The organism is Streptomyces sp. NPDC102279 (assembly GCF_044766365.1).
In the GTDB taxonomy this organism is placed as follows: domain Bacteria; phylum Actinomycetota; class Actinomycetes; order Streptomycetales; family Streptomycetaceae; genus Streptomyces.
This window is the reverse complement of sequence record NZ_JBIWLU010000003.1, coordinates 431129-449789: the sequence shown is the minus strand read 5'-3', so window position 1 is coordinate 449789 and position 18661 is coordinate 431129. Positions and strand designations below refer to the sequence as shown.

The following is an 18661-nucleotide window of genomic DNA, read 5'->3' as shown; positions in this document are numbered from 1 at the left end:
TGCTCAGGTTCCGGGCGCCCCGGGTCGCCGGGACGCCACCGATCGTCGGACGCGCTCATGCCGGAGCCTCCATGGCGACGCGGAGCGCGGCGATACCGCGCGAGCCGTACGCCTTGACCGAGCCCAGGGAGACGCCGAGCGTCTCGGCGACCTGCGCCTCCGTCATGTCCGCGAAGTAGCGCAGGACGAGGACCTCGCGCTGGCGGCGCTGGAGTCCCTTCATCGCCTTGATCAGCGCGTCGCGCTCCAACTGGTCGTAGGCGCCTTCTTCGGCGCTCGCCATGTCGGGCATCGGCTTCGAGAGGAGCTTGAGGCCGAGGATGCGACGGCGCAGGGCCGAGCGCGACAGGTTGACGACGGTCTGCCTCAGGTAGGCGAGCGTCTTCTCCGGGTCACGCACGCGCTTGCGCGCCGAGTGCACCCGGATGAAGGCCTCCTGGACGACGTCCTCGCAGGAGGCGGTGTCGTCCAGCAGGAGTGCCGCCAGGCCGAGGAGCGAGCGGTAGTGCGCCCGGTACGTCTCGGTCAGGTGGTCTACGGTCGTGCCCGCCGCCGCGATGTCCTCGGCGCCGTCACGCTGGTCCGGAATGCGGGTAGGCCGCGTCGCAGGCATGGGCGCGATCACCGGCATGCCGCCGGGCGAGCCGGGGCTGCGGGGTCGGCGGGGTGGACGCAGGGCGGTGCCCCTCGTCTGTACCGCGGTGAATTCGAGTACCTCTGCCACGCCAGTTGGACACACGTCCCCCCTGGAGGGTTGTACGCGACGGTCGTCACATTCGCGCCGGACGCCACATTCGCCTGAACACCGCCCTCCGGTACGCCCGTTGGACCGCCCGCCGGAACGCCGTACGGCGCGCGCGACGATGCACTAGATGCCCTCATGCGTACCAGCTCTTCCCCTGTGCCCCATATGCCTGCTACCCCCGTCGCCCCTGAACGGCGACCGCAAAGACGCTCCCCGCCCTCCGCGCGGTTGCGGAGAGCGGGGAGGGAAATCTTCCGACGCCGACACGGGTCGGTTCAAGTGGTCCGGACCATTAAATTGATCACTGAACCAACACGGATCTTACAAAGGTCTCCCATAACGGCCACCAAGATTCCGGCTGGTGGACGCCCGGAGCGCAGAACCTGCGGAACGGCGCGGGTTCCGACGCCCGGGACCTACGCGCCGAAGATCTCCGCCGCCACCAGCTCCGCGATCTGAGCGGTGTTCAATGCAGCACCCTTGCGCAGGTTGTCACCGCACACAAACAGTTCGAGGGCAGTCGAATCGTCGAGGGCCCGGCGGACCCGGCCCACCCACGTCGGGTCGGTGCCCACCACGTCGGCGGGAGTGGGGAACTCACCGGCGGCGGGGTTGTCGAACAGCACGACACCGGGCGCGGTGGCCAGGATCTCCCGTGCCTTGTCGACGGTGACCTCGCCCTCGAAGCGGGCGTGGACGGTCAGGGAGTGCGTGGTGACGACGGGGACGCGGACGCAGGTCACGGCGACCTTCAGCTGCGGCAGCGCGAGGATCTTGCGCGTCTCGTTGCGGACCTTCATCTCCTCCGAGGACCAGCCGTCCTCGGCGAGCGACCCGGCCCACGGCACGACGTTCAGCGCGACCGGCTCCGGGAAGGGACCCGTGTTGTCACCGACGGCCCGGCGTACGTCACCGGGGCTCGTGCCCAGTTCCGTACCGGCGACCAGCGACATCTGCTGGCGCAGGGTCTCGACGCCCGCACGGCCGGCGCCACTGACCGCCTGGTACGAGGAGACGACGAGTTCACGCAGCCCGAACTCGGCGTGCAGGGCGCCGAGCGCCACGATCATCGAGAGGGTGGTGCAGTTCGGGTTCGAGATGATCCCGCGAGGGCGCACGCGCGCGGCGTGCGGATTCACCTCGGGGACGACGAGGGGCACTTCCGGGTCCATCCGGAAGGCGCCCGAGTTGTCGACGACGACCGCGCCCTTCGCGGCGGCGATCGGCGCCCACTGGGCGGCCACCTCGTCCGGTACGTCGAACATGGCGACGTCGACCCCGTCGAAGGACTCCTCCGACAGGGCCACCACCTCGACCTCCTCACCGCGCACGGCCAGTTTGCGGCCGGCGGAGCGCGGCGAGGCGATCAGACGGATCTCGCCCCAGATGTCCGCGTGCTGGGACAGGATCTGGAGCATGACCGAGCCGACGGCTCCGGTCGCACCCACGACCGCGAGCGTCGGTCGTCCGGTCATCGCCCGGTGCCCCCGTAGACGACGGCCTCGTCGCTGTCGGAGTCGAGTCCGAAGGCGCTGTGCACGGCGCGGACGGCTTCGTTGACGTCGTCGGCGCGGGTGACCACCGAGATGCGGATCTCGGAGGTCGAGATCAGCTCGATGTTGACGCCGGCGTCGGTGAGGGCCTCGAAGAAGCCCGCCGTGACACCCGGGTTCGTCTTCATGCCGGCGCCGACGAGGGAGATCTTGCCGATCTGGTCGTCGTAGCGCAGCGACTCGAAGCCGATCACACCCTTCGCCTTCTCCAGGGCGTCGATGGCCTTGCGGCCCTCGGTCTTGGGGAGGGTGAAGGAGATGTCCGTCAGGCCCGTGGTGGCCGCCGACACGTTCTGCACGATCATGTCGATGTTGATCTCGGCGTTGGCGATGGCGCGGAAGATCGCGGCGGCCTCGCCCGGCTTGTCCGGGACGCCCACGACCGTGACCTTGGCCTCGGAGGTGTCGTGAGCGACACCGGAGATGATGGCCTGCTCCACCTTCTGGTCCCCTTGCTGGTTCTGTGCGCTGCTGACCCAGGTGCCCTGGAGCCCGCTGAAGGACGAGCGCACGTGGATCGGGATGTTGTAGCGGCGGGCGTACTCCACACAGCGGTGGAGGAGCACCTTCGATCCGGAGGCGGCGAGCTCCAGCATGTCCTCGAAGGCGATCCGGTCGATCTTCTTCGCCTTCTTCACCACGCGTGGGTCGGCGGTGAACACGCCGTCCACGTCGGTGTAGATCTCGCACACCTCGGCGTCGAGCGCCGCGGCCAGCGCGACGGCCGTGGTGTCGGACCCGCCACGGCCCAGCGTGGTGATGTCCTTCTTGTCCTGCGAGACGCCCTGGAACCCGGCGACGATGGCGATGTTGCCCTCGTCGAGCGCCGTACGGATACGGCCGGGGGTGACGTCGATGATCCGGGCTTTGTTGTGGACCGAGTCGGTGATGACGCCTGCCTGGCTGCCGGTGAAGCTCTGGGCGCTGTGGCCCAGGTTCTTGATCGCCATCGCCAGCAGCGCCATGGAGATCCGCTCTCCGGCGGTCAGCAGCATGTCGAACTCTCGTCCGCTGGGCATCGGAGATACCTGCTCGGCGAGATCGATCAGCTCGTCCGTCGTGTCGCCCATCGCGGAAACGACCACGACCACCTGGTGGCCGTTCTTCTTCGCTTCCACGATTCGCTTGGCGACGCGCTTGATGCCCTCGGCATCGGCTACGGAGGAACCTCCGTACTTCTGCACGACAAGGCCCACGTGCGCTCCTCGGTCAATCCGTCTCTGCACCGCACAACTGCGGTCGGCTCAGTCTAACGAGCGGCCGGATTTCCCTTCCGAGGTATCGCATCGTGAGATGTCCCGCTCACGAAGTGATCACTCGGGATGTCAGGTCAGCAAGGGACATCCGGCCGCTCCGAGACGGCACCTGCCCGTCCTTCGGCCCGGCCACTCCGAAAGTGCCCGGTGTCACATCCCGCGGCACCGGGTGGGGCGGACGACCGGGCTACTTGACGGTGCGCAGGCCGAGCGGGCCGGCGATCTCCTGGGCCATGACCTGGCCCGCCTCCTCCGCGAGGGCGTCCTCGCCGAGGTCCTGGTCGGTGTCGAGGCCGTTCAGGTCGTCGAGGGGCTGGTTCAGGCGGACGTGCGCCACCAGCGACTGGAGGGCGCGCAGGGCAGCGGAGGCGGTGGAGCCCCAGTTCGAGAAGTAGGAGAACTGCCACCACCACATGGCTTCCGTGGTGCGGCCGGCCCGGTAGTGGGCCATGCCGTGGCGCAGGTCGGCCATGACGTCGGCCAGGTCGTCGGAGATACGGCAGGCGACCGGCGCCTTGCGGGGCTCGTAGGGGTCGAAGACCTCGGAGTAGACGTCGATCGGTTCGAGCATCACCGCGAGCCGCTCGCGCAGGACGTCGACGTCCGCCTCGGGGCCCAGGTCGGGCTCGTAGCGCTCGTCGGGGACGATGTCCTCGTGCGCGCCGAGACGGCCGCCCGCCAGGAGGAGCTGGGACACCTCCAGGAGGAGGAAGGGCACGGCCGAATCCGGCTCGTCGCCCTTGGCCACCTCGGTGACGGCGACCAGGAAGCTCTCCACCTGGTCCGCGATCTGGACCGAGAAGTCGTCGGGGTCGGGGCTCGTCGCGTGCAGCGTGGCGTCAGACATCTAGGAGTCGTCTCCCCTCGAAGGCACGGCCGAGCGTGACCTCGTCCGCGTATTCCAGGTCGCCGCCCACCGGGAGGCCGCTGGCCAGGCGGGTGACCTTGAGGCCCATGGGCTTGATCATGCGGGCGAGGTACGTGGCCGTGGCCTCGCCCTCCAGGTTCGGGTCCGTCGCCAGGATCAGCTCCGTGACCGTGCCGTCGGCGAGACGGGTCAGGAGTTCCCTTATCCGCAGGTCGTCCGGGCCGACACCCTCGATCGGGCTGATCGCGCCGCCGAGGACGTGGTACTTGCCCCGGAACTCACGTGTCCGCTCGACCGCGACGACGTCCTTCGGCTCCTCCACCACACAGATCACCGTGAGGTCGCGGCGCGGATCGCGGCAGATGTTGCAGAGCTCCTCCTGCGCGACGTTGCCGCAGGTCGCGCAGAAGCGGACCTTCGCCTTGACCTCCATCAGGCACTGCGCGAGCCGGCGGACGTCCGTCGGCTCCGCCTGGAGGATGTGGAAGGCGATCCGCTGCGCGCTCTTGGGACCGACGCCGGGGAGCCGCCCCAGTTCGTCGATGAGGTCCTGAACCACGCCTTCGTACAACGGACTGCCTTTCCGAGTGCTTCGGTACCGCCTGGTTCCGTCTTCCGTCTTTTCCTTGTGCGTACGGTAGTTGGCCGCCCCCGGTCTTAGAAAGGCAGACCGGGAATGCCGCTGCCGCCGCCGAGCCCCTGGGTGAGCGGGCCGAGCTTCTGCTGCTGGAGCGCCTGAGCGTTCTCGTTGGCCGCCTGGACGGCCGCGACGACGAGGTCGGCGAGCGTCTCGGTGTCCTCGGGGTCGACCGCCTTCGGGTCGATCACCAGGCCGCGGAGCTCTCCGGAACCCGTCACGGTCGCCCGGACCAGACCGCCTCCCGCCTGGCCTTCGACCTCCGTCCGCGCCAGTTCCTCCTGGGCGTTCGCCAGGTCCTGCTGCATCTTCTGGGCCTGCTGCAGCAGCTGCTGCATATTGGGCTGGCCACCACCGGGAATCACGATCAGCTCCTGGTTTCGAGTACGGCTGTACGGGCCGTTTTTCCTGTCCAGCACGAGCCTACGTGGTCGACCGGCCCGTCGCCCAAGCACTCTTTCGAGTGAGACCGTCTTGACGCCTATACCTGATCAAGGGCCTCTTCCGGGCGGAAAAGCGGGGAAACCCGGTCCATCGCCACCCATTGGGCGGTAGGAAGGGGGCGGCGCTTGCGTACCACGCGTCACACGGCATCACACAGGGTCAGTGCCGTCGGCTGCGCGGGCGCGATCCGTCGGCGCCGTACGCGCCGGCGTCCGCCGTCTTCTGGTGCCGTCCATTCCGTTGTCGTCACCGTCGTCAGTGAGGAGTGCCGGGTGAGTCAGCCGGAGATGCAGCCCGAGGGTCCGCCCCAGGAGGGGCGGAGCGAGGGAGCGGGGCTGCGGCCGGGCGATCTGACGGGCCGGCCGTTTCCGCTCGGCGACTGGGGGGAGCCCGCCGAGCGGCTCCACGAGCTGTACCGCTGGGTGGAACAGGGGGCCCTCGACACGATGTCCTGGTACCTCGGCGACCGTATGGGGAAGCGGTGGGGCGCGCGACTGCTGCGCTGCGGAGCCGCGGTCGGCGCCGTCGCCGGGGCCGCGCTGCCGCTGCTCGACCTGACCGGGTCGGTGGGCGGGGTGGCGCCCTGGGGGTATCTGGCGCTGTTGCTCGCCGTCGCCTGCGTCGCCGTCGACCGGTTCTTCGGGGTGACCTCCGGGTGGATAAGGGACGTGGCCACCGCGCAGGCCGTGCTGCGGCGCCTTCAGGTGCTCCAGTTCGACTGGGCGTCGGAGAGCGTGCGGGAGGTCCTCGGCCCCACCGACGGGACCGCCGGCGAGGCGGCCGAGCGGTGTCTCGGGGTGCTGCGGAAGTTCTCGGAGGACGTCACGGAGCTGGTGCGCACCGAGACGGCGGACTGGATGGTGGAGTTCCGTACGGGTCCGGCGCCGCTCGGCATCCAGTCGTCGGCGGTAGGCGCCCCCCGGGTCGACGGGGCTCATCTCAACGGACGCGTCCCGCTGCCGCCGGGCACCCGCCCGAACATGCCCCGCCAGCGCCCGCCGGAGCCCCGCTGAGGACGGTGTGCCGGGTTCGGTGAGGGCCGGGGCGGCGCGGGAGGGTCAGCCCGCACCGCAGATCTTCAGCCCGACCGGCGTCCCGCACGGCAGATGGCCATGGGTGCGGACGACGTCCTGGCCGCTGCCCCGGCCGACGTAGGACAGGAAGCTGGAGGCGAGCGAGTCGGCGGGCGGCTGCCCGTAGGTGTAGGCGTACTCGATCTCGCGGTACGGGTAGTCCGACGTGCCGTGTTCCAGGTCCTCGACGGAGGCGGTGTGGCCGTCGAGGCCCAGCCGGTGCAGGCCCTGGTGCCCGGTGGCGTTGTTGAGTTCGCTGTAGCCGACCGCGCCGGGCAGCCGGGCGACGGTGTTCAGCACCTGGTCGGTGGAGTCGAGCTCGCAGCGCACCAGCGGCGCCGTCGCGTCGTCCTTGTGGACGCAGTCCAGTGAGGAGTTGGCGATCTCGCCGCGACCGAGCACCCGCCGCTGGAACACCTGCCGTGTACCCGAGTTGGCGTCCCGGCTGACGAGCAGGACGGGCCGGTCGGGTCCGCCGAGCTGCTTCCAGTTCCTGATCTCGCCCCGGTAGAGCCGCCGTACGTCCGTCAGCGACAGGTTCTTGAGCGGGATGTCGTCGTTGACGACCAGCGCGAAGACCGAGACCGCGACCCGGTTCTCCCGCAGCCGGGGGAAGTCTCCCGGCTTGGGACCGTCGGAGAGGGCGACGACGGCCGGTGATCCGTTCTTCGACTCCTGCCCCGCCGCGTCGAGTTCGCGCACCCCGGCGGTGCTGCCGTGGGCGTCGACGGTGATGGTGGAGCCCGCGCAGTCCTCCTCGTACTTTTCGGCGAGTTCGCGCATCACGGGCTCGAAGGCGGTGGAGCCGGTGACCGTGAGGATGCCCTGCGCGCAGCCGATCGGGGGCGGTGAGTCGTCCCGCAGCACGACGATCAGCGCGAGGGTGACGACGCACACCGTGAGCAGCACGGTGATCAGCCGGGCGGCGCGGCTGAACAGCGGCGGCTGGTCGTCGGGGGTCGTACTGCGGTTGGGCCGGACCTCGCCGTCACGGATACCGCCGATGATCCGTATCGGGCATCCCACGTCGCCGCCGGACAGCAGGACGAGCAGCTTGAAGTGCTCGCCGCGGTTGAGCGGGACCCGCGGGATGCGCAGGGTGCCGTCCGCGTAGCCGAGGCCCGCCGCCGCGGTGAAGTGGTCCATCAGGTGGTCGGTGCCGGGCGGCTGGGTCACGGACACGCCGCGGATGGTGCGGTCGGTGAACACCGCGTTCAGGCCGTGCCGTTCGCGGCTCGTGTAGTCGTCCCCGGCGATGCTCTGCGAGCCGTCGTTCTCGATCCGCAGCAGGACGAGGGTGGCGTCGGACATACCGGGGGTCTCGTCGAACAGGCCGAGCCGTACGTTCGCGCGCCCCGAGCGGACGTCGTCGCCGATGGGGTTGTCCATCTGCACGCGGTAGCCCAGCCGTTTCCGACGGGGCACCCTGCGTTCGTACCAGACCATCACGGCGGAGGCGACGACACCGACGACGGCGGTTCCGACGGCCACGACGTTCTCTGCGCTCAGCCACTCCACTGCGCGTCACTCCCCCGGGCACTGCGGTCCGGTCACCGTACGGCCTCGGCCGGAAACGGCCGTCGTACACGGGGTGAACTTCAACAGCCCTCAGGCAAAGGGGCGTTGGCGTGGTCCGTCGCAGGTGCGCGGGGTGCCGTCCGCGGGTGTGCTCAGCCGCTCTTCGCGTAGGTGAGCGCCTCGCCCGAGGTCGTGTTCACCCGGCGCAGGCCGCCGTCCGACAGGAGGGTGATCTCGGACGCGGAGCCCGGGGAGCAGGAGGACAGCGGTTCGCCGGAGGTGACCTGGGAGGGGCCGATCTCCAGCGTTCCGCCGGCCGGGGCGCTCGTGAGGGTGGCCCGGAAGACGCAGTGGTAGGTGCCGCTGCCGGCCGGGCCGTCGGCGGTGAGGGTGAGCACGGGGTCACCGACCTCGCCCTGCTCGATGGTCAGTCGGCGGGTGTTGTGGCCGGTGGCGTTGTCGATGCTGGTGTCCCAGGTGCCGAGGAAGGCCTCCGGGACGGTGCCCGCGGCCGGGTTCTCGGCGCTCGGGGAGGTGGACGCGGCGGACGGCGCCCGCGAGGCGCTCCCGTCCGGTGAGGCGGGCCCGGCGGAGGACGCGGGGGACGCCTTGGAATCGTCGTCGCCGCCGCTGCCGCCGCCCTTCATCAGCGCGTACACACTGCCGCCCGCGCCGAGCGCGACGACCAGGGCCACCACGACGAGGAAGGCGGTGGAACGGCCGCTGCGGCGCGCGGGTTCGGGTCCGGCCGGGACGGCCGCAGGACCGTACGGCGGGGTCGGTCCGTAGGGCGGGGTCGGGCCGCCGGGACCGTACGGGGTGGTGGCACCCGGGCCGTACGGGGGCGTCGAGCCGTACGGCGCCTGCGGGCCGCCCCAGCCGGCCTGCGGATAGCCGTACGCGGCCTGGGCCGGCCCTTGGCCGGTGGGCTGCGGGTGCTGCTGCGGATAGCCGTACGCCGGGTGCGGGCCGGCCGGCGTCGGCGGAGGCGTGGTTCCCGCGCCGGCGACGAGGGTGGGGAGATGGTTCACCGGGCCGGGGCCGCCCGGCGCGGGCGGGGTCGTTCCGCCCTCGGGCGGGGCGGGGGCGTGCTCCGGGGACGCCTCGGCGGACGCGCCGGGCGTCGCGGAGGAGGCCGAGGGCGACGCGGGCGAAGAGGGGGAGGGCGGGCCCGCGGGGACGGGCGGGGCGGCCGGCGGCTTGGACAAGTCCGGAGCGGAGGCCGGGCGTTCGGGTGCGGGCGGCAGGGCCGGACGGACCGGGGCAGCGGCGACGGCGGGTGCCTGCCGCTCGTCGGGATCCTCGGTGTCCAGCAACTGCACCGCGTGACGGCCGAGTTGGGCGACCAGCGCGCTGGGCAGCCACGGATCGCGGGTGCGGCCGTCGGCGACGGTGTCCTCCGCGCCGGTGCGCGCGAGGATCTCGTCGAGGCCGGGCCGGGCCGCCGGGTCCTTGCGCAGGCAGGCGCGCACGAGGTCGGACAGGCTCTCGGGCACCCCCGACAGATCGGGTTCCTCCTGAGCGATGCGGAACATCATCGCGTGCACACCGCTGTTGGACGCGCCGAACGGCAGGGCGCCGGTGGCGGCGTACGACAGGACCGAGCCGAGGCAGAAGATGTCGCAGGCGGGGGTGACGCGGTCGCCGCGCACCTGCTCGGGGGCCATGAAGCCGGGCGAGCCGACGAGCGCGCCGGTGCGGGTGAGTCCGCCGTCGGTCACCGTCTCCAGGGCGCGGGCGATACCGAAGTCGATGACGCGCGGGCCGTCGATGGTGACCAGGACGTTCGAGGGCTTGAGGTCGCGGTGGATGAGGCCCGCGGCGTGGATGTCCTGGAGCGCGTGCGCGAGTCCGGCGGCGAGGATGCGCACGGACCGCTCGGGCAGCGCGCCGTGGTCGTGCCCGACGACGGTCTGCAGCGAGGGCCCGGCGACGTAGCCGGTGGCCACCCACGGGATCACTGCCTCGGTGTCGGCGTCCAGGACGGGCGCGGTCCAGTACCCGCCGACGCGGCGCGCGGCCTGCACCTCCTGGCGGAACCGGGCCCGGAACTCCTCCTGTTCGGCGAGTTCCTCACGGACGAGCTTGACGGCGACGGTACGTCCCCGGTCGGACCGGGCGAGATAGACGTGCCCCATTCCCCCGGCGCCGAGCCGTGCCAGCAGCCGGTACACCCCGATCTGCCGCGGATCCCCCGCCCCCAGTTTCTCCATGGCAGCGCCCACCCTCCCCCGTGTGTGTGCAACAGCCCGAGGATAGTGCGGCCCCGCAGGCCCGCGGGCGGGCACCTGTCTACGGTTCCGTCACGGATCGTGCCGTTTCGGTAACAGGAAGCACGGGTTCCGCGAGGTCCTCCGCGGCGAGGGCGTCGAGCACGGCGGAGAGGCGCTCCAGGACCTGGACGGTCTCGGCGAGCGCGTCCGGGCCGAGTGCCTCGGCGACCCGGTCGGCGTAGGCGGCGTGACCGGGCCCGATCCCGGCGATCGCTGCGCGGCCCTGTTCGGTCGGGGCGAGGAGCTTGGCGCGCCGGTGGGCGGGGTTGGGCCGGTACGCGGCGAGGCCCTTCTCGACGAGCAGGTCCGCGATGCGCTGCACGCTCTGCCGGGTGATGCCCATGACGCGGGCGATCCCGGAGACCGGCAGGGGTTCGCCGAGGACGGCGCCGAGGACCTGCCACCAGGCGGCGGTGATGCCGGCCGGCCGGGCCAGGTCCTCGGCCACGGAGAGGTACTGCCCGTTGAGCCGGAACACCGCGAGGGCGCTGCGGCTGAACAGGTCCTGGCGCCGCCGGCTCACCGGCCCGCCTTCTCCAGCACGGCGTAGGCCGCGGCGTCGGAGTCGTGGAACAGCCGGTACCAGGCGTCCAGGACCTCTCCCTCGTAGACCCCGAGGAGGCCGAAGACCTCGCGGGCGAAGGCGACGGGCTCGGTGGGTCCCGCGGTGACGAGGAGCCCGTCGGTGACGGCGTCCGCGTCGACGTACCGCTCGCCGCCCCCGTAGCCCGTGGCGGCCAGGTAGAAGGAGACCGCGCTGGTGTGGGCCCGGTTGTCGAGCAGGCCCTCGCGGGCGAGGCCGGCGGTCGCCCCGCAGATCGCGGCGACGGGCACCCCGGCGTCGAGGAACGCGCGGGCGGCGCGGGCGAAGGGCGCCAGGTCGCCGGAGGTGTCCCACAGGGAGGCGCCGGTGAGGACGAGCAGCGAGCTGTCCTCGGGGCGCAGCTCGTCGAGCGCGAGGTCGGGCAGCACGCGCAGGCCGCCCATGGTGGTGACCGGCTCGCGGCCGGGGCCGACGGTGCGGACCGGGTACCCGGCGCGGGCGAGGTGGGCCGTCGTGTGGCCCGTCTCCCAGTCGGCGAAGGTGTCGTACACGGCGAGGTGGACGGGCTTGCGGGGTGCGGTGCCTGCGTCGGTGTCCGTGGTGGCGTTCATGTCGGTCACTCCTCCTCGGCGGGCGAAAACCTATGGAAGCATGCTGTCAATTGGACAGCACACTGTCAAGATAGGCGGGAGTGTCGGCCGGGCACGCCACGAGGGTGTCCGCGAAGCCCGACAGACTGTCGCGGAAAGCCGCCGTCCACAGACAGGACGCCGATATCGCCTCCGGTCCGTGGACATTTACGCTGCGCGCATGACCCCTCAGCCCAACCCCCAAGCCGGCGCCGCAGTGAAGGCCGCGGACCGCGCGCACGTGTTCCACTCCTGGTCAGCGCAGGAGCTCATCGACCCGCTCGCCGTCGCAGGCGCCGAGGGGTCGTACTTCTGGGACTACGAAGGCAAGCGGTATCTGGACTTCACCAGCGGGCTCGTCTTCACCAACATCGGCTACCAGCACCCGAAGGTCGTCGCCGCGATCCAGGAACAGGCCGCGACCCTGACCACGTTCGCGCCCGCCTTCGCCGTCGAGGCCCGCTCGGAGGCCGCCCGACTGATCGCCGAGCGGACCCCCGGCGACCTGGACAAGATCTTCTTCACCAACGGCGGCGCGGAGGCCGTCGAGAACGCCACCCGGATGGCCCGGCTGCACACCGGCCGCCCGAAGGTGCTCTCCGCCTACCGCTCGTACCACGGTGGCACCTCCACCGCGATCAACCTCACCGGTGACCCGCGGCGCTGGGCGAACGACAGCGGCGCCGCCGGTGTCGTCCACTTCTGGGCGCCCTTCCTGTACCGCAGCCCCTTCCACTCGGACAGCGAGCGGCAGGAGTGCGAGCGCGCCCTGACGCACCTGGAGGACACGATCGCCTTCGAGGGGCCGGGGACCATAGCGGCCCTCATCCTGGAGACGATCCCGGGCACGGCCGGCATCATGACGCCGCCGGCCGGCTACCTGGCCGGGGTGCGCGAGATCTGCGACCGCTACGGGATCGTCTTCATCCTGGACGAGGTCATGGCCGGGTTCGGGCGCACCGGCAAGTGGTTCGCCGCCGACCACTTCGACGTGACGCCGGACCTGATGACCTTCGCCAAGGGCGTGAACTCCGGTTACGTCCCGCTGGGCGGCGTGGCGATCTCCGCGGAGATCGCCGAGACCTTCGCCAGGCGGCCCTACCCCGGCGGGCTCACCTACTCCGGTCACCCGCTGGCCTGCGCCGCCGCCGTCGCGACGATCAACGTCATGGAGGAGGAGGGGATCGTCGGCCAGGCCGCCACCATCGGCGAGACCGTCATCGGACCCGGCCTGCGCGAGCTGGCGGAACGGCACCCGAGCATCGGCGAGGTGCGCGGCACGGGCGTCTTCTGGGCGCTGGAGCTGGTGAAGGACCGGGAGACCCGGGAGCCGCTGGTCCCGTACAACGCTGCGGGCGAGGCGAACGCGCCGATGGCCGCGTTCGGTGCGGCGGCCAAGGCCCGCGGTCTGTGGCCCTTCATCAACATGAACCGCACGCACGTCGTGCCGCCGTGCAACGTCACCGAGGCCGAGGCCAAGGAAGGGCTCGCGGTGCTGGACGAGGCGCTGTCCGTCGCGGACGAGCACACGGTCTGAGGCCGTAGCGGTTCCCGCCCCCGCCCTCCCCTCCCTTCCCTCCCTTCCCTCCTCAGGGGCGCGGGTGCGGGCGGGTAGGGGCCGGTCGTGCGGCTCCCCCCGCCGCTACGGGCGGCGGGGACCCGCCCGCCGAATCCCACCGCGTATGGTGTCCTGCTCGGGGAGACACGCGACGGGGAGTGAGACCACCACCATGGCCGGCACCGGCCGCGCGGGCGGCGTAACCCGCAGCACCCTGCGCCAGCAGATCGCGGACGCGCTCCGCGACGAGGTGCTCGGGGGCCGGCTCCAGCCGGGCCAGGAGTTCACGGTCAAGGAGATCGCCGAGCAGTACGGCGTCTCCGCCACCCCCGTCCGCGAGGCCCTGGTCGACCTGTCGGCCCAGGGGCTGCTGGACGCGGACCAGCACCGGGGCTTCCGGGTGCACGAGTACTCCGCCGCCGACTACCGCGGCATGATCGAGGCACGCGGCCTGGTCACGGAGGGGATGTTCCAGGCCCTCGTGGCCGGCGGCTTGCGGCAGTTCGACGATCCGCGCGCGGTCGCCCTCCTCGCCGGTGTCCGGCGCCGCGGCGAGGAGGCCCAGCGCGCGGCCTCGGCCGGTGACCTGAACATCCTCATCGGGTACGACCTGCGGTTCTGGCGCGAACTCAGCAGCCTCTACGGCAACCCCTACCTCGGTGGCTTCCTGCACCGGCTGCGGGTCCAGTCCTGGGTCTGCACCGTCCAGCACCTGCGCCACGTCGCGGACCTCAAGGGTCACCTCTGGTCGGCCCACACGGAGCTCGTGGACGCCCTCGCCCGCCGCGACCCCGGGACGGCGCGGGCGATCGTGACGGCGTACAACGAGCACGCGCTCGGCCTCATCGAACACCTCGACGCGGAATGAACCCACGGGTCCGCCGGGTACGGACTTGCGTACGGCCCCCTTCACAGGACCGCCACGCGCACTACGCTGCCCTGACCACCGTGCACCCCAAGGAGCAAGAGGAGCCGTCTGTTGGCCTGTGACCTGTGGTTGGTCCCGCTCGTCGACGTGCTGTGCCACACCCCCGACAACCCCTTCGCCGAGGAACTCGCGCTCTACGACAAGGTGCTCGCCGAGGCCGGACTCCCACCCGTCCCGGTGTACGCGTACATGCCCGGCCTCTCGGGTGACGTCGCACCGGTCGCCGGCTTCGACTACGACGCGCTGCACTTCCTGCGCCGCGCCTACCTCCTCCAGATGTGCGGGCTCGCCGTCACACCCGTCGACGAACTGGGCGGCGACTACGAGCAGTTGCTGGAGATGTTCGAGACGAACGCCCAGCAGTCCCATCTGGTCTGGCACTACGACCACGCGGGCGCCTACGTCCCGGTCGACTTCCCGCATCCGCTGGCCAACGACGAACTCCTCGCGGGCGGCGGCCCCCTGGGCTCCTCCCAGGCCCTGCTGCGCGAACTCGAGTTCGTGGCCCCCGCCATCGGCATCGACCCGGCCAACCCGCCGGCCCCGCCGCAGCCCCCCAACGCTCCCACCGAGCTGGAGGAGCCGGCCGCCCCCGCCCCCTACGACGCCAGCCCCTTCGCCCGCGAACGCCATGTCTGGCTGGGCCTGCACGCCGCGGCGACCCGCAGCCTCGCCCAGGGCTCAATGATCATCTTCAGCTGACCGGTGGTTTCCTGGTGCGGGGCTCCGGCCCGTCCGGACCCGCACCGGGCTCACCCCGACGCTCGCCCCGCCCGGTCCGGCGCGGGACGCGTTCCGCCGGCTCAAAGGCGCTGCGACTGCGTGTCGCGGACGCGTGCACGGCGGGCCAGGGCGGCCGCCACCAGCACGGCCGTCGCCGGATTGACGTAGCCCGGGACGACCGCCTCGATGGTGTGGCCGTCGCTCCGTAAGGACACCCAGGGGGTTGTGGCCGGCGTAGGGATCGTCGCCAGACATGGCGATCACCCTAGGCGGGCGCCACGGTGAACTCCTCCGGGAGTATGGGAGTTGACGGACATCGGCATGAACGGCCACCGCCGCCGCCACCCTCCGGGGAGGAGGAGGGAGGCGGCGGCGGAGTGCTGGGCGGGGTTTCCGCGGGGTGGTCAGAAGACCGGGGTGCCGTTCTGGGTCAGTCGCCAGTTGGCGGCGGCGAAGTCCGCCGGGTCGAGGGAGCCCTTGGCCGTGACGTAGTCGATCATCAGCTGGCGGATCTCGTTGGTGGAGCTGTAGGCGATGTCGGCGGCCGCGATGTGCGGGTAGCCGCTGCCGCCGTTGGCGCGGTAGTTGTTGACGGCGACGACGAAGACCTGGCCGTCGGCGACCGGGGTGCCCTCGTAGGAGAGGTTCTTGATCCTGGAGCCCTCCGGCTGCGCGATGTCGATGTCGTACGAGACGCCCGCCGCCGTGTCGTACATGTAGTCCCAGAAGCTGTTGGCGTTGGTGAGGGTCGCGGTGTCGACCTTCGTGCCGGACGGGACCTGGTGGTAGTACTTCGCCGCGTACTCCAGGTAGTCCTTGAGCTGCGCGCCCGTGAGCTTCTTGCCGTACAGGGTGTTGTCGTAGATGTAGAGCCCTGCCACGTCGCGGATGGTGACGTCGCCCCGGGGGATGTCGGCCGTCCGGCTGAAGGGCGCGGCGACGGAGATGAGCGGCAGCGCCGCGTCGGCGGTGGACAGCCCGGTGGCGACGGCGGCCATCTGGACCTGATGGATGAAGTCCATGACGGGGACGTCCTTCCAGCACGCCTCCGCCGCGGAGAGGTCGGCGGTGCACGTGCCGACCGGGGTGTTGACGTACTTCACCACCAGGTCGTGGTCCGCCGTGAGGAGCCCGGTGATCTCGGCGTCCTCCTCGACGGTGTTGCTGTTGAGGGTCTGCGCCTTCGTGCTGGTCACCTTCCACTGCCCGTGGACGAGTTCGAGCTCGAAGTCGAAGACGGTCAGCCGCATGCCGTAGCAGTACGGCTCGGAGAGGACGACCTCCTTGCCGGTCTCGGTGTTCGTCACCGTGTAGGAGGAGACCTCGGTGTGGGTGTGGCCGACGAGGATCGCGTCGATGCCGGGGACCTGCTGGGCGACGAGGTTGGAGGCGTTCTCCACGTAGGGCAGTTCGTCGCCGTAGGACGAACTGCCGTCCAGGCCCGAGTGGTCGGTGAGGAACACGACGTCGCAGCCGAGCGCCCGCATCCGCGGCACGTACTTCTTCGCCTGCTCGACGAGCCCGGTGAACGCCATCTTCCCGGCGACGTTGTCCTTGTCCCACAGGGCGATTCCGGGGTTGGTCAGTCCGAGGATGCCGACCTTGATGTCCGGGGCTCCGGGCACCCGGAGCCGCTTCACGGTGTACGGCTGGAAGGCCGGCCGCAGGGTCTTCGCGTCCAGCGCGTTGGCGCCGAGCAGCGGGAAGTGGCACTGCTCCTCGAAGCGGCGCAGCGTCTCGATGCCGTAGTTGAACTCGTGGTTGCCGAGCGCGGCGGCGTCGTACCGCATGGCGTTCATCGCGATCGCCATCGGGTGCTTGGGACCCCGCTTGCCGCCGGTGCCGACGATGGGGTCGACGCGCGCGTAGTAGTACGCCAGCGAGGTGCCCTGGATGATGTCGCCGGCGTCGACGAGCAGGACGTGGTCCTCGCCCTTGGCGGCGCGCTGCTGCTTGACGAGGGTCGCGACGCGGGCGACACCGACCGAGTTGCCCTTGCTGTCCTGGTAGGCCGCGTCCGTGTAGTAGTCCCAGTCGAAGACGTGGCTGTGCAGGTCGGTGGTGCCGAGGATCGAGAACGACCAGGTGCGGGGCGGCTTCGGCGGCTTGCGGTGGGCCGCCTGCGCGGGCGTCGCCGCGACCGTGCCCGCGACGGCCACGGCCGCACCGGTGACGGCCGACTTCTTGACGAACTCCCGGCGGTTCAGGGGAGGGACGTGCATGGAGGACACTCCTGGGACGAGGGCGAGGGGGCGGACGTACGAGCCCGTGCGGGGTCTTCGAGGTCTGCGAGCCGTGCGGGACTACACGCGTAGAGCGTGGTCGCCGACGAGCCCCTCCGGAACCAGGAGCACCCCATCTCCCGGTCAAGTAACGGTCAGTTCGCGCCCGCCGCGGACACCCCGTCGCCCGGCTTCAGGACGAGTTCGTCCCCCGGCGGGCTCCCGGGTACGACAGCGCCCCCGGCCGGAGACCCGGCCGGGGGCGATGATCCGCCTGACGTCCCGTACTAGATGAACGAGTTGATCTCGATCGTCTCGTCACGGCCCGGGCCGACGCCGATCGCCGAGATCCGGGCGCCGGACATCTCCTCCAGGGCCCTGACGTACGCCTGGGCGTTCTTCGGGAGGTCCTCGAAGGTCTTGGCCTTGGTGATGTCCTCGGACCAGCCGGGGAGGGTCTCGTAGATCGGCTTCGCGTGGTGGAAGTCGGTCTGCGAGTACGGGAGTTCCTCGACGCGCTTGCCGTCGATCTCGTACGCCACGCAGACCGGGATCTCCTCCCAGCCGGTCAGGACGTCCAGCTTGGTGAGGAAGAAGTCGGTCAGGCCGTTCACGCGGGTCGCGTAGCGGGCGATGACGGCGTCGAACCAGCCGCAGCGCCGGTCACGGCCGGTCGTCACACCGCGCTCGCCGCCGATGCGGCGCAGCGCCTCGCCGTCCGCGTCGAGCAGCTCGGTCGGGAACGGACCCGAGCCGACCCGGGTCGTGTACGCCTTGAGGATGCCGATGACCCGGCTGATCTTGGTCGGGCCGACACCGGCACCCGTGCAGGCGCCGCCCGCGGTCGGGTTCGACGACGTCACGAACGGATACGTGCCGTGGTCGATGTCCAGCAGCGTGCCCTGGCCGCCCTCGAAGAGCACGACCTTGTCCTGCTCCAGCGCCTGGTTCAGCACCAGCACGGTGTCCGCGACGTACGGCTGGAGCCGGTCCGCGTAGGCCAGCAGCTCCTCGACGACCTGGTTCACCTCGATGGCGCGCCGGTTGTAGAGCTTGGTGAGCAGCTGGTTCTTGACCTCCAGCGCCGCCTCGACCTTCTGGATGAGGATCGACTCGTCGTAGAGGTCCTGGATGCGGATGCCGACGCGGTTGATCTTGTCCGCGTAGGTCGGACCGATGCCGCGTCCGGTGGTGCCGATCTTCCGCTTACCGAGGAAGCGTTCCGTCACCTTGTCCACGGTGACGTTGTACGGCGTGATGATGTGAGCGTTTCCGCTGATCAGGAGCTTGGAGGTGTCGACACCGCGCTCGTTCAGTCCGTTCAGCTCGGAGAACAGGACCGACGGGTCGATGACGACTCCGTTGCCGATCACCGGAGTGCACTCCGGCGTGAGGATTCCGGAAGGGAGGAGGTGGAGGGCGTACTTCTGATCGCCCACGACTACCGTATGGCCGGCGTTGTTACCGCCCTGGTAGCGCACCACATAGTCCACGGATCCACCGAGCAGGTCGGTGGCCTTTCCCTTGCCTTCGTCACCCCACTGAGCACCGAGCAGCACAAGTGCGGGCACAGGCGTACACCCCTTCCGGGCGGGGCATGTCCAAGGTCGGGGACGTACGCGGCTGCTTCTTGACACAGCTGAGTACGCCGGCGACCACCTTTGGCCGCGACCGTCGGACCGGATGCCCC

The 18661-nt window shown here is 70.8% G+C and carries 17 protein-coding genes; 4 read left to right on the top strand and 13 right to left on the bottom strand.

Annotated features, from left to right (window positions below):
* Positions 1-55: 55 nt before the first annotated feature.
* The 6 genes from ACIRQH_RS08835 to ACIRQH_RS08810 form a co-directional block, all read right to left on the bottom strand.
* Positions 56-724 carry a SigE family RNA polymerase sigma factor gene (locus ACIRQH_RS08835; RefSeq protein ID WP_358815396.1) on the bottom strand — a complete coding sequence of 223 codons (669 nt, stop codon included), beginning with the start codon at positions 722-724 and terminating at the stop codon, positions 56-58.
* 437 nt (positions 725-1161) lie between these two features.
* On the bottom strand, positions 1162-2220 hold the full coding sequence (locus ACIRQH_RS08830; protein ID WP_388930154.1) for an aspartate-semialdehyde dehydrogenase: 1059 nt from the start codon (positions 2218-2220) through the stop codon (positions 1162-1164).
* Positions 2217-3494 (bottom strand): aspartate kinase, encoded by a 1278-nt coding sequence (locus tag ACIRQH_RS08825; RefSeq protein WP_355880306.1) that lies wholly within the window; start codon positions 3492-3494, stop codon positions 2217-2219. Before ACIRQH_RS08825 ends, ACIRQH_RS08830 begins: the two co-directional genes overlap by 4 nt.
* A 247-nt stretch (positions 3495-3741) precedes the next feature.
* On the bottom strand, positions 3742-4401 hold the full coding sequence (locus tag ACIRQH_RS08820) for a DUF5063 domain-containing protein (protein WP_388875815.1): 660 nt from the start codon (positions 4399-4401) through the stop codon (positions 3742-3744).
* Positions 4394-4993 (bottom strand): recombination mediator RecR, encoded by a 600-nt coding sequence (gene recR / locus ACIRQH_RS08815; protein WP_328749050.1) that lies wholly within the window; start codon positions 4991-4993, stop codon positions 4394-4396. Before recR ends, ACIRQH_RS08820 begins: the two co-directional genes overlap by 8 nt.
* A gap of 86 nt (positions 4994-5079) precedes the next feature.
* The gene (locus ACIRQH_RS08810) at positions 5080-5424 is read right to left on the bottom strand and encodes a YbaB/EbfC family nucleoid-associated protein (protein ID WP_081218502.1); all 345 of its coding nucleotides are present in this window, start codon (positions 5422-5424) and stop codon (positions 5080-5082) included.
* Between the two features lie 351 nt (positions 5425-5775).
* Here ACIRQH_RS08810 and ACIRQH_RS08805 point away from each other — a divergent pair, with 351 nt between their 5' ends.
* Positions 5776-6516 (top strand): SLATT domain-containing protein, encoded by a 741-nt coding sequence (locus tag ACIRQH_RS08805; RefSeq protein ID WP_388875818.1) that lies wholly within the window; start codon positions 5776-5778, stop codon positions 6514-6516.
* Positions 6517-6561: 45 nt separating this feature from the next.
* Here the strand turns inward: ACIRQH_RS08805 and ACIRQH_RS08800 are convergent, their stop codons facing one another.
* The 4 genes from ACIRQH_RS08800 to ACIRQH_RS08785 form a co-directional block, all read right to left on the bottom strand.
* The gene (locus ACIRQH_RS08800) at positions 6562-8094 is read right to left on the bottom strand and encodes a substrate-binding domain-containing protein (protein ID WP_404224832.1); all 1533 of its coding nucleotides are present in this window, start codon (positions 8092-8094) and stop codon (positions 6562-6564) included.
* 152 nt (positions 8095-8246) lie between these two features.
* Positions 8247-10307 (bottom strand): serine/threonine-protein kinase, encoded by a 2061-nt coding sequence (locus tag ACIRQH_RS08795; RefSeq protein WP_404224830.1) that lies wholly within the window; start codon positions 10305-10307, stop codon positions 8247-8249.
* Between the two features lie 79 nt (positions 10308-10386).
* The gene (locus tag ACIRQH_RS08790) at positions 10387-10890 is read right to left on the bottom strand and encodes a MarR family winged helix-turn-helix transcriptional regulator (RefSeq protein ID WP_404224828.1); all 504 of its coding nucleotides are present in this window, start codon (positions 10888-10890) and stop codon (positions 10387-10389) included.
* Positions 10887-11522, bottom strand: a complete 636-nt coding sequence (locus ACIRQH_RS08785) for a DJ-1/PfpI family protein (RefSeq protein WP_388875830.1) — start codon at positions 11520-11522, stop codon at positions 10887-10889. The genes ACIRQH_RS08790 and ACIRQH_RS08785 overlap by 4 nt, the downstream gene beginning before the upstream one ends.
* Before the next feature lie 199 nt (positions 11523-11721).
* Between ACIRQH_RS08785 and ACIRQH_RS08780 the strand changes: the two genes are divergently transcribed.
* The 3 genes from ACIRQH_RS08780 to ACIRQH_RS08770 all read left to right on the top strand — a co-directional run bounded on the left by ACIRQH_RS08780 (position 11722) and on the right by ACIRQH_RS08770 (position 14728).
* Complete coding sequence (locus ACIRQH_RS08780; protein ID WP_358815388.1) at positions 11722-13077, top strand: aspartate aminotransferase family protein; 1356 nt, start codon at positions 11722-11724, stop codon at positions 13075-13077.
* A 193-nt stretch (positions 13078-13270) separates the two neighbouring features.
* Entirely contained in the window at positions 13271-13966 is a 696-nt protein-coding gene (locus tag ACIRQH_RS08775; protein ID WP_404224826.1) for a GntR family transcriptional regulator, read from the top strand.
* A 111-nt stretch (positions 13967-14077) separates the two neighbouring features.
* Positions 14078-14728 carry a hypothetical protein gene (locus ACIRQH_RS08770; protein ID WP_358815386.1) on the top strand — a complete coding sequence of 217 codons (651 nt, stop codon included), beginning with the start codon at positions 14078-14080 and terminating at the stop codon, positions 14726-14728.
* A gap of 101 nt (positions 14729-14829) precedes the next feature.
* Here the strand turns inward: ACIRQH_RS08770 and ACIRQH_RS08765 are convergent, their stop codons facing one another.
* The 3 genes from ACIRQH_RS08765 to ACIRQH_RS08755 form a co-directional block, all read right to left on the bottom strand.
* On the bottom strand, positions 14830-14964 hold the full coding sequence (locus ACIRQH_RS08765; protein ID WP_404224824.1) for a hypothetical protein: 135 nt from the start codon (positions 14962-14964) through the stop codon (positions 14830-14832).
* A 189-nt stretch (positions 14965-15153) separates the two neighbouring features.
* Positions 15154-16971, bottom strand: a complete 1818-nt coding sequence (locus tag ACIRQH_RS08760; protein WP_404224822.1) for a bifunctional metallophosphatase/5'-nucleotidase — start codon at positions 16969-16971, stop codon at positions 15154-15156.
* Positions 16972-17258: 287 nt separating this feature from the next.
* Positions 17259-18542 (bottom strand): adenylosuccinate synthase, encoded by a 1284-nt coding sequence (locus tag ACIRQH_RS08755; RefSeq protein WP_388875843.1) that lies wholly within the window; start codon positions 18540-18542, stop codon positions 17259-17261.
* Positions 18543-18661 lie beyond the last annotated feature (119 nt).

What these genes read in the sequence shown, in the direction of transcription:
- ACIRQH_RS08795 (WP_404224830.1), bottom strand. Translation starts at nt 10,307, where the DNA reads ATGGAGAAACTGGGGGCGGGGGATCCGCGGCAGATCGGGGTGTACCGG.
- ACIRQH_RS08820 (WP_388875815.1), bottom strand. Translation starts at nt 4,401, where the DNA reads ATGTCTGACGCCACGCTGCACGCGACGAGCCCCGACCCCGACGACTTC.
- ACIRQH_RS08780 (WP_358815388.1), top strand. Translation starts at nt 11,722, where the DNA reads ATGACCCCTCAGCCCAACCCCCAAGCCGGCGCCGCAGTGAAGGCCGCG.
- ACIRQH_RS08775 (WP_404224826.1), top strand. Translation starts at nt 13,271, where the DNA reads ATGGCCGGCACCGGCCGCGCGGGCGGCGTAACCCGCAGCACCCTGCGC.
- ACIRQH_RS08830 (WP_388930154.1), bottom strand. Translation starts at nt 2,220, where the DNA reads ATGACCGGACGACCGACGCTCGCGGTCGTGGGTGCGACCGGAGCCGTC.
- ACIRQH_RS08785 (WP_388875830.1), bottom strand. Translation starts at nt 11,522, where the DNA reads ATGAACGCCACCACGGACACCGACGCAGGCACCGCACCCCGCAAGCCC.
- ACIRQH_RS08760 (WP_404224822.1), bottom strand. Translation starts at nt 16,971, where the DNA reads ATGCACGTCCCTCCCCTGAACCGCCGGGAGTTCGTCAAGAAGTCGGCC.